This is a genomic window from Streptococcus sp. HMSC066E07, assembly GCF_001814695.1.
GTDB classification, from domain to species: Bacteria; Bacillota; Bacilli; order Lactobacillales; family Streptococcaceae; genus Streptococcus; species Streptococcus hominis.
This window is the reverse complement of record NZ_KV817448.1, coordinates 21,397-36,894: the sequence shown is the minus strand read 5'-3', so window position 1 is coordinate 36,894 and position 15,498 is coordinate 21,397. Positions and strand designations below refer to the sequence as shown.

At 38.8% G+C, this 15,498-nt stretch carries 13 protein-coding genes; 3 read left to right on the top strand and 10 right to left on the bottom strand.

Going from position 1 to position 15,498, the window contains the following annotated elements; genetic code table 11:
- Positions 1-168: 168 nt before the first annotated feature.
- On the bottom strand, positions 169-2,967 hold the full coding sequence (locus tag HMPREF2984_RS05555; protein ID WP_070670728.1) for a YhgE/Pip domain-containing protein: 2,799 nt from the start codon (positions 2,965-2,967) through the stop codon (positions 169-171).
- 173 nt (positions 2,968-3,140) lie between these two features.
- On the opposite strand from HMPREF2984_RS05555, the gene HMPREF2984_RS05550 reads away from it, so the two are divergent.
- Positions 3,141-3,674, top strand: a complete 534-nt coding sequence (locus HMPREF2984_RS05550) for a TetR/AcrR family transcriptional regulator (RefSeq protein ID WP_003027864.1) — start codon at positions 3,141-3,143, stop codon at positions 3,672-3,674.
- A 111-nt stretch (positions 3,675-3,785) separates the two neighbouring features.
- On the opposite strand, the gene rpsD is transcribed toward HMPREF2984_RS05550, so the two are convergent.
- From rpsD to HMPREF2984_RS05505, 9 genes are all read right to left on the bottom strand, one after another.
- On the bottom strand, positions 3,786-4,397 hold the full coding sequence (rpsD, locus tag HMPREF2984_RS05545) for a 30S ribosomal protein S4 (protein WP_003026749.1): 612 nt from the start codon (positions 4,395-4,397) through the stop codon (positions 3,786-3,788).
- A 204-nt stretch (positions 4,398-4,601) separates the two neighbouring features.
- Complete coding sequence (locus HMPREF2984_RS05540) at positions 4,602-5,234, bottom strand: HAD family hydrolase (RefSeq protein ID WP_059221649.1); 633 nt, start codon at positions 5,232-5,234, stop codon at positions 4,602-4,604.
- Positions 5,235-5,292: 58 nt separating this feature from the next.
- Complete coding sequence (locus tag HMPREF2984_RS05535; RefSeq protein WP_003027868.1) at positions 5,293-5,565, bottom strand: Veg family protein; 273 nt, start codon at positions 5,563-5,565, stop codon at positions 5,293-5,295.
- A gap of 3 nt (positions 5,566-5,568) precedes the next feature.
- Entirely contained in the window at positions 5,569-6,921 is a 1,353-nt protein-coding gene (gene dnaB, locus HMPREF2984_RS05530) for a replicative DNA helicase (protein ID WP_070670726.1), read from the bottom strand.
- A 33-nt stretch (positions 6,922-6,954) separates the two neighbouring features.
- Positions 6,955-7,407: a 50S ribosomal protein L9 gene (rplI, locus tag HMPREF2984_RS05525; protein ID WP_059221653.1), complete on the bottom strand. Its 453-nt coding sequence runs from the start codon at positions 7,405-7,407 to the stop codon at positions 6,955-6,957.
- The gene (locus HMPREF2984_RS05520) at positions 7,404-9,380 is read right to left on the bottom strand and encodes a DHH family phosphoesterase (protein WP_059221655.1); all 1,977 of its coding nucleotides are present in this window, start codon (positions 9,378-9,380) and stop codon (positions 7,404-7,406) included. Before HMPREF2984_RS05520 ends, rplI begins: the two co-directional genes overlap by 4 nt.
- A gap of 241 nt (positions 9,381-9,621) precedes the next feature.
- A complete protein-coding gene (gene mnmG, locus HMPREF2984_RS05515) occupies positions 9,622-11,538 on the bottom strand; it encodes a tRNA uridine-5-carboxymethylaminomethyl(34) synthesis enzyme MnmG (RefSeq protein WP_037613094.1) in 1,917 nt (638 codons plus the stop codon).
- Positions 11,539-11,673: 135 nt separating this feature from the next.
- Positions 11,674-12,819 carry a tRNA 2-thiouridine(34) synthase MnmA gene (mnmA, locus tag HMPREF2984_RS05510; protein ID WP_257362725.1) on the bottom strand — a complete coding sequence of 382 codons (1,146 nt, stop codon included), beginning with the start codon at positions 12,817-12,819 and terminating at the stop codon, positions 11,674-11,676.
- Positions 12,820-13,152: 333 nt separating this feature from the next.
- Entirely contained in the window at positions 13,153-13,680 is a 528-nt protein-coding gene (locus HMPREF2984_RS05505) for an aggregation-promoting factor (protein ID WP_070670724.1), read from the bottom strand.
- 247 nt (positions 13,681-13,927) lie between these two features.
- Between HMPREF2984_RS05505 and sdaAB the strand changes: the two genes are divergently transcribed.
- Positions 13,928-14,599 carry an L-serine ammonia-lyase, iron-sulfur-dependent subunit beta gene (sdaAB, locus tag HMPREF2984_RS05500; RefSeq protein WP_059221662.1) on the top strand — a complete coding sequence of 224 codons (672 nt, stop codon included), beginning with the start codon at positions 13,928-13,930 and terminating at the stop codon, positions 14,597-14,599.
- 8 nt (positions 14,600-14,607) lie between these two features.
- Positions 14,608-15,480: an L-serine ammonia-lyase, iron-sulfur-dependent, subunit alpha gene (gene sdaAA / locus HMPREF2984_RS05495; protein ID WP_049514052.1), complete on the top strand. Its 873-nt coding sequence runs from the start codon at positions 14,608-14,610 to the stop codon at positions 15,478-15,480.
- Positions 15,481-15,498 lie beyond the last annotated feature (18 nt).

Below are 15,498 nucleotides of genomic sequence, written 5' to 3'. Positions count from 1 at the left end.
AAGGGTGGGACAAACATCAGCATTTCGTAAGAAATCGATGTTGTCATCCACCCTGTAAGGTTGAATTTTATTCTAGAAATAAACGAGTCTGGAACACTTTTTATACGTCATCTTCTCACATTTCATTTTCCTGTGGGTGATTGCGCTAGTGTTCCAGCCTCTTTTTGATTAAACTAATTCTTTTTTATTTGGATTGTAAACCAAGAAACCAAGACCAACAAAGAGCAGCAGAACGATTGTCATGAAGGCAACTTGTCCGCCGACTTGCCCTGTCATTGAAATCGTTTGACGCAAAGCCGAAACAGAATAGCTCATTGGCAACCAAGGATTGACATCTTGGAAAATCTTATCCGTCAATGGCAGTGGGTAAGTACCCGCACTAGAGGCGAGTTGTAGCAACAACAAGATTAAGGAAATGAAAGCACCAAGCTTGGTGTCCCACGTTACCAGAGCCGTCACCACCGCCATGAAGCACATGCTGGTCAAAAGAATGATTCCAAGCGTTGCCCATTCATGATTGGCAGTCAAGCCAATCATGTGCACTGCACCATACACCAACAAACCTGCTAAGAGAGAAATCATGCCGTTGACTTGAATACGTGCTTTCAACCATTCCATACGTGTCTTTGGCTTCTTACCAGAAGGTAACGTGCTAAAGATGATATTGGTTGAAATAGCTGCTACAAAGAGTGCCACAGAAATCATGTATGGTGCCATCCCGATACCATTTTTACCAACATGGTCTTTATCTATTTTCTTCGTTGTCAATGGATTTGCGAGAGCTTTAGCATTGGCTTTATTGGTTGTCACCATGGATAATTGATCTTTGGCGTCTGTCAAACCTGCTGTTAAGCTGTCCGCACCCGACACAAGTGCTCCCAGATTAGACGTGATAGTTGAGCTGCCGTCTGCCAGCTTCGTAGAACCATTCGCAATTTGACCAGCACCATCAGATAGTTTGCCTGCCCCTGACACAAGATCTGCAGAGTTGTTCACTAATTGACTAGCGCCGTCTGCTAATTTTGCTAAACCAGCGTCAATTTGACCATTATTAGCCGCCAATTGATTAGCTCCAGAATTGATTTTTGCCATGCCAGACGTCAATTGACTGTTTTTGCCAGCCAAGGTCTTAGAACCTGAACTGATTTTCGCCATACCAGACGTTAACTGCTCATTCTTACCAGCCAAGGTCTTAGAACCTGAACTGATTTTCGCCATACCAGATGTCAATTGGTCGCTATTGCCAGATAAGGTATTAGCTCCTGCCGTAATCTGAGCAACCCCATTGGTGTAGTCGGTTACACCTTTTGCTAATCGACCAGCACCCGTTGCTAAGCTCGTTTGCAATTGTTCAATACCTGCTGCTACTTGATTAGCACCCGCAGTTGATTGTTGCAAAGCTGCGAGAATGCTTGCTTGGGACTGTTGTGCACTCACTTGGAGATTTGAAAGCGCACCTTTTGCTTGTTCGATAACAGCGATGTTTTGTTGATTAGAAGATTGCTCTGGCAAGTTCGCCACTTGTGCCTTGAGCGCTTGAATATTTGTCAACATGTTTGCCGCAGCTGTAGCGGTTTGACTTGGAGCTTGTGAAATCGCAGCATTGATTTCTGATTGCTCACTAGCACTTAACTTTTGATAAGCAGCTGTAGCAGCCACGTTAGTTGCAATCGTAGCCTTGTCTGTCGTCGCACTATTGGCAAGTGTGTTCGCAGCTGTCTCCATATCGTTCAAAGCAGTCGTCATGCTTGCTTTAGCGGCTGACAAGTCTGATCCAGTTGAAAGAGCGGTTTGCACAGCAGTTAAACCTGCTTGCAAATCCTGTAGCTTTTGAACTTGTTCAGCAGTCATGCCAGATTGTTGAACAGTCGTCATTAACGTGTTCAGACCCGTAGCTAATTGATGCGCACCGCTTGATAATTTTTGAATTTCTCCATTAGAAGCACTCAATTGATTAACACCAGCTAATAAGTTTTGCGATTGACCGTTTAATTGATTTGCGCCACCTGCAAGATTTACCACACTATTGGTATAGGTAGTTAAGCCATCTGATAATTGCCCTGAGCCGTCAGCCAATTGACCAACAGCACTTGTATAGTCTATCAGACCTTTTGATAATATATCTGACCCAGAAGCTAATTGACCAACAGCATTTGTATAGTCTGTCAGACCTTTTGAAAGCGTATCTGACCCATAAGCCAATTGACCGACACCTGACGTATAAGCTGAAAGGCGTGTCGATAGCGTACCAATTCCGTCTGAAAGCTGACGCACACCAAGCGTATAGGTCCCCAAACCTGTCGTCAATGTATTAGCGCCGTCTGCAAACGTCATACTAGAGCTAGATAAAGTATTCAAATTATCTGTCAAGGTTTGACTACCGTCTTTTAATTGTTGACCGCCAGAAGCGAGTTGACCACTACCAGAAGCAGCTGTTGTCATGCCTTTCCTCAAGCTATTCATACTCTTGAAGAGAGATGTCGTGTATGTATTTGTCACATTGTTAGCGACAGTTTGTTGAAGCCGCGTCATAGCTGAGTCACTCATCTTGCTGGCAATAAAGCTGTGTCCGCTAGATGTTTGATAATCAATCTGCATCTTTTGCGGCTTATTATCCAGAATACTAGCAGCCTTTTGAGACAAATCACTTGGAAGCGTGATTATCATATAATAATCACCTTTCTCCAATCCCTTCTTAGCCTTTCCTTCAGATACAAAATGAAAGTCCAAAGCATCATTCTTTTTAAGACTTTTCACCATATCATCGCCAACAGATAAGGTGTTGTTGTTAAATGTCGCATGTTGGTCTTTATTCACAACCGCTACTGGCAATTCTGAAACTTTACCATAAGGATTCCACATGGAGCTCAAAAAGATTACATTATAAAGAGCAGGAATCAAGGAAACACCAATCATGACAATCACAAAAATTGGTTTTTTGAAAATTGCTTTCCATTCTTTGAACATTTTTTCTCCTCTATCTTAGACACTCTGTATAAAAATTTTAATTTTTGAAATATTTTTATACAGAGTGTCTAAATATTTGATATAATAGATTATACAGTTTCTGAAATTTTTCACAAGAGAAAAATTTCATTTTTAGACACGTTGTATAAAATTGTTCAAAAGAGGAAGGTAAAATGGTAGAAAGTAACAAACGTCAAAAAACAAAAATGATTATTGAAAACGCTATGGTAGAGCTACTGGAACACGAATCATTCGATCAGATTAGCACTGTCAAGTTGACAAAAACGGCTGGTATCAGTCGCAGCAGTTTTTATACACACTACAAAGATAAATATGACATGATTGAGCATTATCAGCAAAAACTTTTTCATAAGTTAGAATACATTTTTGATAAGTATGCCCAAAATAAGCGCAGTGCCATTATAGAAGTTTTTGATTTTCTCACACGTGAATCTCTCCTTTCTGCCCTATTGACAGAAAACGGAACCAAAGAAATCCAAACTTTTTTACGCCATAAATTCCAAATTATGCTAGCTGAAGACCTACAAGATCACTTCAATAGCAAATTGCTGAGCCAATTAGAAAAAGAGTACAGTTATGTTTATCTCACAAATGCCTTTTTTGGTGTCTGTCAAATGTGGATTTCCAGAGGAAAAAAAGAAAGCCCCGAACAAATGGCAGATTTCCTTTTAAAAATGCTGTATTAGACTATTTCCTATACCTGCCCTAGTAGCACACACAAGGTCTCTAGGACTTTTTTCGTAATCTTTATAACAAAAAAGAAGCTGGGGAAATCCCAACTTCTGATAATCCATTGATTAAAGTTGTTTGTTGTAGTATTCAACGACAAGTGCTTCGTTGATTTCTGGGTTGATTTCATCGCGTTCTGGAAGGCGAGTCAATGAACCTTCTAATTTTTCAGCATCAAACGATACGAACGCTGGACGTCCAAGAGTTGCTTCAACAGCTTCGAGGATTGCAGGTACTTTAAGTGACTTTTCACGAACTGAAATCACTTGTCCAACAGATACGCGGTAGCTAGGAATATCTACACGTTTTCCGTCAACAAGGATATGACCATGGTTTACGAATTGACGAGCTTGACGACGAGTTGTTGCAAGTCCAAGACGATAAACAACGTTATCCAAACGGCGTTCCAAAAGAAGCATGAAGTTAAAACCAAGGATTCCGCCTTTGATTTTAGTTGCTTGTACGAACAAGTTACGGAATTGTTTTTCACCTACACCGTAAGTGAAGCGAAGTTTTTGTTTTTCAGCCAATTGCAAACCGTATTCTGACAATTTACTACGGTTGTTTGGTCCATGTTGACCTGGTACGTAGTTACGACGTGCTAATTCTTTACCTGTACCTGTAAGTGAAAGACCCAAACGACGAGCTTGTTTCCAAGATGGTCCTGTATAACGTGACATAAAAATGTCCTCCTGTAAAAATAATAATTTGAGGAAATAGTCACTTAGAAAGCCCTGATTCGTGCAGAACATTTTCGCCTAAACAGCCAAGGCTACTTTTATAGCTAATGTTCTGTTGACGAGCTTCATGCTCTCCTGCTGCTATTTCACACAAAAGCCATTATATCAAAAAAAATCCTATCTGTAAAGACGGATTTTACCAGATTATTTCTTTCTATGAAAATAACCTTTCTTTTTCAACAATTCTTCTATCGCAATTATATTTTGCTGTTCAGATGTTGCTAAAATAGTTTCAAATCCTAGACTTTTAGCGACATCTAAATTAACCTGTAGATCATCTATAAACACACATTGATTAGCTTGTAATGCGTATTGAGCTAGTAACTTTTGATAGATACTTTTATCTGGCTTTGCACACCCTACTTCGTAAGAAAGGATTTTACCAGTCAACACTTTCGTCATCGGTAATAAACCTGCATTTTCAACTGCATAAAATATCTCACTTGTAGTAGACAAAATATAAATGCCATATCCCAGCTGAGCCCATTCAAAAATTTTCTCTTGTAGCTGATAATAAACATCCACTATCTCATACCAATGAGTAAAAATGGCTTCAACAGTAGCAGAGTAAGAACTATCTAGCAATGTTTGAGCTGCCTGAATGGCTACTTCCAAAGTTAATTGTCCAGTATCTGTCTGAGCCCAGAACCCCGAATCAAAAATAGCAGCTTTGACGCACTTCCGGTCTTCTTCATCTTCTACAAAAGTAGCTAAAATCTTAGCAGGATTCCATTCAATTAAAACATTGCCAAAATCAAAAACTAGATTTTTAATCATTTTTCACTCCAGCCACATCACATCAAAGCAGTTTTTCGCCATTAAAACAAATTTATTCTCAATCCAAATAATGAATGAGATTTTTCTCTGTTAAAATATCTGAATAAGTATAAGATTCGACATAAGTGTTTTCAATCTCACCTGGTTGACCTCCATTACTTGTATATTCAACGATAAACAAAGAAGGATAAACTTCAATCAAGCGCCCTTGCTTATTTTTTTGACGTTTACGACCATTTTCAAGAGTCATTTCTACCATTTTGCCCTCATGGGCTTTGATTTCTTCTTTGATTTTTCTCATTTTTGCAACATCTGTAAATGCATCACTCATTATCTATTCCTCTCTCTTAGAAATACTTGAAAACTTATTGTATTCTTTTTGAAAAATCAATTCCACCGTACCACGTGCACCGCTACGGTTCTTTTCGATAATCACTTCGACTTTGTTGTTTGGAATCCCTTCAGTTTCTTCACCGCCCCGTTCATAATAGTCATCACGGTAAAGAAAAGCTACAATATCTGCATCCTGCTCAATTGAACCAGACTCACGAATATCTGACAAAACTGGTCTCTTATCCTGACGTTGCTCCACACTACGCGAAAGCTGGCTCAGCGCAATAACAGGCACTTTCAACTCTTTTGCTAAAATCTTTAATTGACGAGAAATTTCAGAAACTTCCTGTTGACGATTTTCTCGACCAGTCCCTGTAATTAATTGCAAGTAATCAATTAAAATCAAGCCAAGATTTCCTGTTTCTTGCGCTAATTTTCGAGCACGTGAACGAATCTCTGTAATCCGAATTCCTGGTGTATCGTCAATGTAAATGCTAGCTTCTGCTAAATTTCCTTGTGCAATCGCATACTTGCTCCATTCTTCATCTGTCAATTGTCCCGTTCGGATTGAATGCGATTCAATCAAACCCTCAGCCGCCAACATCCGGTCTACTAAGCTCTCGGCACCCATTTCTAGAGAAAAAATAGCAACTGTTTTATCTAACTTGGTTCCAATATTTTGTGCAATATTGAGGGCAAAAGCAGTCTTACCAACCGCAGGACGAGCTGCCACAATGATGAGCTCTTCTTCATGGAGACCAGTCGTCATATGATCTAAATCTTGATAACCTGTCGCAATCCCTGTAATATCAGAAGTTTGTTGGGAGCGTGTTTCCAAACTACCGAAATTAAGATTCAAAATCTCTTTGATATTTTTAAAACCACTTCGACTAGCATTTTCACTAACATCAATTAACGCTTTTTCCGCTCCAGCAATGATTTCATCTGCAGGACTAGCACCATCATAAGCTAGGTTGATAGAGTCTGTCAAACGTGAAATCAACCGGCGCAAAACAGCTTTTTCTGCGACAATCTTAGCATAATATTCAGCATTGGCAGAAGTCGGCACTGAATTGACCACTTCAACCAAGTAAGACAAACCACCAATGTTTTGCAAATCACCCTGACTGTCTAAAATATTACGAACAGTCGTTGCATCAATGGCATCACCTCGATCTGCCAAATCAATCATCGCTTTAAAAATTAAGCGATTAGCATATTTAAATAAGTCGTTTGGCTCGATATATTCACGAACAAAAACTAGCTTACTCTCATCAATAAAAATCGCACCTAAAACAGATTGTTCTGCCAAAATGTCTTGCGGCTGTACTCGCAATTCATCAATATCTGCCATAAGACCTCCTCTCTCAAAAAATAATCTTCTTTATTAACCTTCTTTTACACGTAAATTGATAACGCTAGTCACATCTTGATAAATTTTCACTGGCACATCAATCAAGCCAACAGAACGAATAGGATTCTTGACTTGAATCAATCGTTTATCAATCCTAATTCCAAATTGCTTTTGCAATTCTTCAGCAATTTTTTTATTGGTAATAGAACCAAAAGTACGTCCATCTGGTCCTACTTTTTCAGTAAATTCAACAATTGTACTTTCTGCTTCCAGCTTTTCCTTAATGGCTTGTGCTTCAGCTAACATTTCTGCATGCGCTTTTTCTTCTGATTTTTGCTTACCACGAAGTTCACCAATAGCTGCAGCAGTTGCTTCCTTTGCAAGATTTTTTTTAATCAAAAAGTTCTGTGCATAACCAGTTGGCACCTCTTTAATCTCGCCTTTTTTCCCTTTTCCTTTAACATCTGCTAAAAAAATTACTTTCATTTCTTTAACTCCTTATCTTTTAGTACTTCATGAACAATAATTTCATTCAACCGTTGGATGATTTGTGCGATTGTCTGGTCAGGGATTTGCGCTGCTGCCAAGTTAAAATGACCGCCTCCACCCAGTTCTTCCATAATCCGCTGTACATTGATTTTACTACGACTACGAGCAGATATCGATATACTATTTTGTTTATTTTTGCTGACAACAAAACTCGCTTCAATTCCCGACATAGCTAGCATAGCATCTGCAGCTTTACTAATAACAACTGTATCATAGCATTTTTCTTCTGCTCCAGTGGCTACAAGTACATTTGGCAAGATTTTCTTACCATTTAAAATTAGCTCATTCACCTCACGGTACTCATCAAAGTCTGTGGCAGAAATATCCTGAATGGCTACACTGTCACTTCCACGCGTGCGCAAATAACTTGCTACATCAAATGTTCGACTAGTGACACGCGAAGAAAATTTCTTCGTATCCAGCATAATTCCAGCCATCAATACACTAGCTTGCATTTTACTCAAACGTCGATGCTTAGAATTTTGGAATTGAATCAATTCTGTCACTAATTCACAAGCACTGCTTGCTCCACTTTCAATGTAGCTAATAATGGCATTTTCTGGAAAATCTTGGTCTCTTCTATGGTGGTCAATGACGATAATTTGATGAAATAAATCATAAAATTCCTTTGATAGGGTCAGAGCTGTTTTTGAATGATCCACCATGATTAGTAAAGAGCGATTCGTTACCATTGTCATCGCATCAGCGACCGAAAGAAGATTGGTCTCTCCTTCATCTTGCAATCTATGAACTGCTCGCTCAATATCAGCAGCCATTTGATGAGGATCATAGACAGCATAGGTCTGATCAATAATATTGCTAGCAAATACTTGCATTCCAACAGCAGAGCCCAGTGCATCCATATCCAAATTTCTATGCCCAACCACAAAAACTTGGTCCACACTTTTAATCTTATCTGAAATAGCAGTCATCATAGCGCGCGTGCGAGTACGTGTCCGTTTCACAGATGCAGCTGATCCACCACCAAAATAAACTGGATTCTTTGACTCATCATTTTCTTTTACAACAGCCTGATCACCACCACGAACTTCAGCAAGGTTCAAGTTTAACAGAGCTACTTTACCAATCTGTTCATGATTGCTATCTCCATACGAAAATCCCATACTCAAAGTAAGAGGAATTTCCCGCTTTTTCGCCTCTTCCCTAAACTGATCAATCACTGTGAACTTATCTTGCATTAACTGATCCAAAACTGTGTAATCTGTAAAAATATAAAAACGATCCATCCCCACACGACGAGAAAACATGGCGTATTTTTCGGCAAATTCAGCAACAAACTTTGCGATGAAACTATTAATATGACTAATATCTGAATCTGAGACGACGTCCTCTAAATCATCATAATTATCGACTGAAATAATACCAATAACTGGTCTCGTCGTTACTAATTCTGAAGTTGCTTCATACTCATTAGATGCATCAAAAAAGTAAAACACACTTGAAGCATGATCTAAGTAGACCGAATATTTTGTATCCCCAATTGTTGCATACGACCCAGCACCCTCAGATGGTGTTTTGGTAATTTTTTGCAGTAAATCCATATCAAACTCACCATCTTCATTGGTGAGAACCAACTCCGCATAGGGATTAAACCATTCAACATTTCCAGATGCTTGGTCTACTTTCACAACACCAACTGGCATCCTTTCAAGTAATGACGCCAAACTGTTTTCTGCTTGATTGTTTACATACTGGATTTGTTCTACTTCATTAAGTTCATAACTTTTTTGTTGGAAAATCAATAGAAAAATCAAAATAGCCAGCACCAAAAAAAGCACAACTAACATCAAAATGCCGCTACCAAGAACTCTTAATAAAATAGCTAAAATTCCAAAGGAAATAACACCCATGATTACAAAATGGATTGGAGTAAAACGAAATTTTTCCATCATAAACCTCTTAACCGCCATTTTACCATAAAAGCTCTAAAAAAGCGAGCTTTCCCTGTATAAAGCAAGCCAAATATCTTGTTAGACATCAATCTTTCTATTACCACTTGGTCTACTTTACAAGGAAAAACAAGTTCTGTCACTGTTTTCTCAACTTTACTAACTCAATAGTTTACAAACTTGTCAAACATTTTTCACGAAAAAGATACTTGTTCATACTATTGAACAAGTATCTTCATCATTATTTTTTTGTTTTTTCCTGGTTTTTCGAAATACTTCGTGATTTACCTTCCAAATAAACCATCAAAATAGAAATATCTGCAGGATTGACACCAGAAATCCGGCTAGCCTGACCAATAGTTTCTGGATTTATTTTCTTAAACTTCTGACGAGCTTCTGTAGCAATAGAATCAATATCATCCCAATCTATAGTTGCTGGAATGCGTTTTTCTTCCATGCGCTTCATTTTTTCAACCTGATCCAATGCTTTAGAAATATAGCCTTCATATTTAACTTCAGTTTCAATCAATTCAATAATCTTTTCATCTAAAACTTCAGCTGCTGGACCAATAAAATTGATAACATCTTCATACGAAACTTCTGGACGACGCAAAAATTCTTTCGCTGTAACTGCGTCTGTCAATGGTTTAAAGCCTAATTTTTCAACCATTTCATTCGTTTCTTTAATTGGCTTTAATTTAATAGAATTCAAACGCTTCATTTCAGTTTCATATTGATGTTTCTTAATTTCAAAACGCAGCCAGCGCTCATCATCAACCAATCCTACTTTACGTCCAATTTCAGTCAATCGCATATCCGCATTGTCATGACGTAAAATGAGACGATATTCGGCTCGACTAGTCAAAAGACGATACGGCTCTACCGTTCCCTTAGTGACCAAGTCATCAATCATGACCCCAATATAACCATCACTGCGTTTCAAAATCAGTTCCGGTTTTCCTTGAACTTTTAGAGCTGCATTGATTCCTGCAACAATGCCTTGTCCCGCTGCTTCTTCATAACCAGACGTCCCATTCGTTTGCCCAGCTGTAAACAAACCTGAGATTTTCTTAGTTTCTAGAGTAGCACGAAGCTGATGTGGCATAATCATATCATATTCAATCGCATAGCCAGTTCGCATCAATTCAGCATTTTCAAGTCCCTTAATAGAATGCACTAAATCTTTTTGAACATCTTCTGGCAAACTCGTTGACAACCCCTGAATATAAACTTCTTCTGTATCTCGCCCTTCTGGCTCCAAGAAAAGTTGGTGACGCTCTTTATCTGCAAAACGAACAATTTTGTCTTCAATTGACGGGCAGTAACGTGGTCCTACACCTTTCACCATTCCTGAAAACATTGGTGCACGGTAAAGGTTGTTTTGAATAATTTCATGACTTCTTCCATTAGTATAAGTTAGCCAACAAGGAATCTGATCTTTGAGGTAATCCTCATCGTGAGAAGTATAGGAAAAGTGGTTCGCTTTTTCATCTCCAGGCTGAATATCCGTTTCTTCATAATTGATAGAAGAGGCTTTCACACGTGGTGGAGTCCCTGTTTTAAAACGCCCAATTTCAAACCCTAAATCACGTAAATTGTCTGCTAAGTTAATTGCAGCTAAACTATGATTAGGACCAGAAGAATACTTCAAATCTCCAATAATAATTTCTCCACGCAGAGCTGTACCGGTTGTTACGACAACTGCCTGTGCAGCAAACTCTTGGTGCGTGGCTGTTTTCACACCAACGACTTTCCCGTTCTCAACTAGAATCTCATCTATAATAGTTTGACGCAAAGTGAGATTTTCTTGATGTTGAACCGTCTTGCGCATTTCTTTAGAATAAAGTTCCTTATCTGCTTGCGCACGAAGAGCACGAACTGCTGGACCTTTCCCAGTATTGAGCATCTTCATTTGAATATAAGTTTTATCTATATTCTTAGCCATCTCTCCACCTAGAGCATCCACTTCACGTACAACGATCCCCTTAGCAGATCCTCCAATAGACGGATTACAAGGCATAAAAGCTAGCATTTCAATATTGATTGTCGCAAGCAAAACTTTACAGCCCATCCGGCTTGCTGCTAACGAAGCCTCAACACCCGCATGCCCTGCGCCAATTACGACAATATCATAACTTTCAGTAAAATTGTGTGTCATCTTTTCTTTCCTTATTTTTTCACCAAAAAAGTCAAACCTCTAGAAGTGCAGGACAAAAAGCCTGCAACATCCATGAGCTTTGACCATCATAGTTATTGCTATATCCATTTTAGCAGATTGCTAAAAAATGTCAATCTAAATATACTGTTGAAGTTTACCATCTTTATAGGCATTGTCAATCAAGCCACCACCAAGACACTCTTCTTCATCATAAAATACAACGGCTTGTCCAGGTGTAATAGCACGTTGAGGTTCTGCAAAGTTGACAATTCCCTTGTCACCCTTTACAGTTACTGTAACCTTAGAATCTGGCTGACGATAACGAAACTTAGCTGTACATTCCATAGTAAACTCAGCTGGCATTTCTCTTGTAAAATGTACTTGACTAGCGTCAAGACTCGTTGACATCAAGTTGTCATGGTAAAAACCTTGACCAACATAAAGAATATTTTGACTGAGATCCTTACCCACTACAAACCAAGGTTCATTATCCCCGCCATGCTGACCACCAATGCCAAGGCCACCACGCTGACCAATTGTATAATACATTAAACCAGCATGTTCACCCATATCTCGACCATCAACTGTCATCATGCGACCAGGTTGAGCCGGTAAATAGTTTCCTAGGAATTCTTTAAAGTTTTTCTCACCAATAAAGCAGATGCCAGTTGAATCTTTTTTCTTAGCAGTAGCTAATCCTGCTTTCTCTGCAATAGCTCGAACTTCAGACTTTTCTAAATGTCCCAACGGGAACATCGTTTTTTGCAGCTGCTCTTGTGATAATTGACTAAGGAAATAAGTCTGGTCTTTGCCATTATCCACTCCTCGCAGCATATGAACAATTCCGTCTTCATCGCGCTTTGCACGCGCATAGTGACCTGTTGCCACATAGTCCGCTCCCAATGTCATAGCATAGTCCAAAAAAGCTTTGAACTTAATTTCTTTGTTGCACATGACATCTGGATTCGGGGTTCTACCAGCTCGATATTCAGCTAAGAAATATTCAAAAACGCGATCCCAATACTCTTTTTCAAAGTTGACAGAATAATAGGGAATGCCAATTTGGTCTGCCACAGCTGCTACGTCTTTATAGTCCTCTGTAGCCGTACAGACCCCATTTTCGTCAGTGTCGTCCCAATTTTTCATGAAAATGCCGATCACGTCATAGCCCTGCTCCTTTAACAAAAGAGCCGTAACTGACGAATCCACACCGCCACTCATTCCGACAACGACACGTGTTTTAGAATGATCACTCATAGTGTTCTCCCATCTTTTCGTTATTTCACGATTGAAGGTCGTGTTTTGCTTTCAACGATTGAAGGTCGCTTAGAGCAAGGTTTATTATAACACGAAATAACCTTAAGAACAAATTTCAATAACCAGACATCAATAACTTTACACTACTGTAAACTAAAAATTCAGTGGATAAACTATTAAATCAGTGAATGAAACAATAGAGATTCTATCAAAAGGGCGAATCTAGTGAGCAACTTTCAGCCTCTATCTACAGTCTGAAAATGGTGCTTTTAGTCGTAAACTACTATATTAAAGCCTTGCTTTCATCACAAAAAGGTTGAGACATTTTGTCCCAACCTCAATCATTTTTTGTATTCATCAATACCAGCCACTTGCTAACCAGAAAGTCTTTGCAGCTGACCAAGAACCATAACGACCTGCTACATAAGCATCAGCTACTTTTTCTTGATTTTCTGCTGACAAGTCACCATTTAAGTAAGATAAACTCAATTGGTAACGACCATAATATTGTCCATTTTGGGCTGTATAACTGCCACTTGATTCTTTTTGCGCAATCCATTCTTTTGCAGCTGCATCTTCAGCACTCAGACCAGATGTGGTAGTTGCAGAATTACTTGACTCCGCAGTTGTAGTACTTGTAGCGGTGTCATCTAACTCCAATACCTGCCCAACACTAATCAGATGAATATTGCTAATTTTATTCTTCTGAGCAATTTTATCAACTGTTGTATTATGTGATGCAGCAATAGCTGAAAGTGTATCTCCAGATTTCACTGTATAACTATCCGCGTTTGCAAGTGTAGGAAGAAAGAACAGCGCTGTTGCTGCTAAGCTCATTAAACCTACTTTCATTTTTTTATTTGTATTCTTTAAATTCAAAATCATTTAAATTCTCCTTTTCTGTGATAGAACTATCATATACCTTAATTATTACTATTGTTTTTACCTTTCATTAAAAATATTACAGGCAAATTGAAGAGAGACTAAAATTCACCCTATATTTCTTTGCTTTAAGGTTACTATAAGAAAAGTGACCTTAAAGATGGTCTAGAATTTATATCACATCTATTTTATCAAACAAAAAATACTGAATTTTGATATAATGAAGCTAATGAACTTATAAGGAATTACAATGAACTCACTAAAATTTCAATCTGTTTTTGATATTATTGGACCTGTTATGATTGGTCCATCTAGTAGTCATACTGCAGGAGCTGTTCGTATCGGAAAAATTGTCTCGTCTATCTTTGATGACGAACCAACAGAAGTTGAATTCCAACTATTTAATTCTTTTGCGAAAACTTATCGGGGACATGGTACAGACCTGGCTCTTGTAGCTGGGATTCTCGGAATGGATACAGATGACCCTGATATTCCAAATAGCCTAGAAATTGCTCATAAAAGAGGGATTAAAATTGTCTGGACTATTCAAAAAGATAGCAATGCTCCACACCCAAATACAGCTAAAATCACCGTAAAAAACGACCACAAAACGATTAGTGTTACTGGTATTTCTATTGGTGGTGGAAATATTCAGGTAACTGAATTAAATGGTTTTTCTATTTCACTCAGCATGAACACTCCAACAATCATTATCGTTCACCAGGACGTACCTGGAATGATTGCTCATGTTACTGAAGCACTTTCTCGTTATAACATCAATATCGCACAGATGAATGTCACAAGAGAAAAAGCAGGTGAAAAAGCAATTATGATCATTGAAGTTGACAGTCGCAGCTGTGATGGAGCTATTGAGGAAATCAAGAAAATTCCTAAACTTCATAATGTCAATTTCTTTAAATAGGAGAGTTTATGTTTTATTCAATCAAAGAATTAGTGGAGCAAGCAGATTTAGACTTTCAGGGTAGCGTTGCCGAACTTATGATTGCTACTGAATACGAACTGACAGGTCGTGAACGAGATGAAGTCTTACGCTTGATGACTAGAAATCTAGAAGTTATGAAAGCTTCTGTCGTTATGGGATTAGATGAAAGTAAATCTCGGAGTGGTTTAACAGGTGGCGATGCAGCCAAACTCCACAAATATATTCAATCAGGAAAAACTCTTTCGGACTATACTGTCTTGACGGCAGCTAAAAATGCTATTGCTGTCAATGAATACAATGCTAAAATGGGGTTGGTCTGTGCAACACCAACAGCAGGAAGTGCTGGTTGTTTACCCGCTGTCCTTACATCTGCTATCGAAAAATTAAGCCTTACTGAAAAACAACAACTAGACTTTTTATTAACAGCTGGAGCTTTCGGTCTAGTCATCGCTAATAATGCTTCTATTTCAGGAGCTGAAGGGGGCTGTCAAGCAGAAGTTGGATCAGCCTCAGCCATGAGTTCAGCAGCACTTGTTTTGGCAGCAGGTGGTACCCCATTTCAAGCCAGCCAGGCGATTTGTTTTGTGATTAAGAATATGCTTGGATTAATCTGTGACCCCGTTGCAGGATTAGTAGAAGTTCCCTGTGTCAAACGAAATGCTATGGGAGCTAGCTACGCTTTCATTGCCGCTGATATGGCTTTAGCAGGTATTGAATCAAAAATTCCCGTTGACGAAGTGATTGACGCTATGTATCAAGTTGGAGCAAGTATGCCAACTGCCTTCCGTGAGACTGCTGAAGGTGGATTGGCAGCTACACCTACTGGTCGTAGATTGTCCAAAAAAATTTTTGGAGAATAATTTTCTCCAAAAAAGGAA

Excerpts from the sequence above, each read along its gene's own strand:
- HMPREF2984_RS05555 (WP_070670728.1), bottom strand. The coding sequence starts at position 2,967 with ATGTTCAAAGAATGGAAAGCAATTTTCAAAAAACCAATTTTTGTGATT.
- HMPREF2984_RS05550 (WP_003027864.1), top strand. The coding sequence starts at position 3,141 with ATGGTAGAAAGTAACAAACGTCAAAAAACAAAAATGATTATTGAAAAC.
- rpsD (WP_003026749.1), bottom strand. The coding sequence starts at position 4,397 with ATGTCACGTTATACAGGACCATCTTGGAAACAAGCTCGTCGTTTGGGT.
- HMPREF2984_RS05540 (WP_059221649.1), bottom strand. The coding sequence starts at position 5,234 with ATGATTAAAAATCTAGTTTTTGATTTTGGCAATGTTTTAATTGAATGG.
- HMPREF2984_RS05535 (WP_003027868.1), bottom strand. The coding sequence starts at position 5,565 with ATGAGTGATGCATTTACAGATGTTGCAAAAATGAGAAAAATCAAAGAA.
- dnaB (WP_070670726.1), bottom strand. The coding sequence starts at position 6,921 with ATGGCAGATATTGATGAATTGCGAGTACAGCCGCAAGACATTTTGGCA.
- rplI (WP_059221653.1), bottom strand. The coding sequence starts at position 7,407 with ATGAAAGTAATTTTTTTAGCAGATGTTAAAGGAAAAGGGAAAAAAGGC.
- HMPREF2984_RS05520 (WP_059221655.1), bottom strand. The coding sequence starts at position 9,380 with ATGGAAAAATTTCGTTTTACTCCAATCCATTTTGTAATCATGGGTGTT.
- mnmG (WP_037613094.1), bottom strand. The coding sequence starts at position 11,538 with ATGACACACAATTTTACTGAAAGTTATGATATTGTCGTAATTGGCGCA.
- HMPREF2984_RS05505 (WP_070670724.1), bottom strand. The coding sequence starts at position 13,680 with ATGATTTTGAATTTAAAGAATACAAATAAAAAAATGAAAGTAGGTTTA.
- sdaAB (WP_059221662.1), top strand. The coding sequence starts at position 13,928 with ATGAACTCACTAAAATTTCAATCTGTTTTTGATATTATTGGACCTGTT.
- sdaAA (WP_049514052.1), top strand. The coding sequence starts at position 14,608 with ATGTTTTATTCAATCAAAGAATTAGTGGAGCAAGCAGATTTAGACTTT.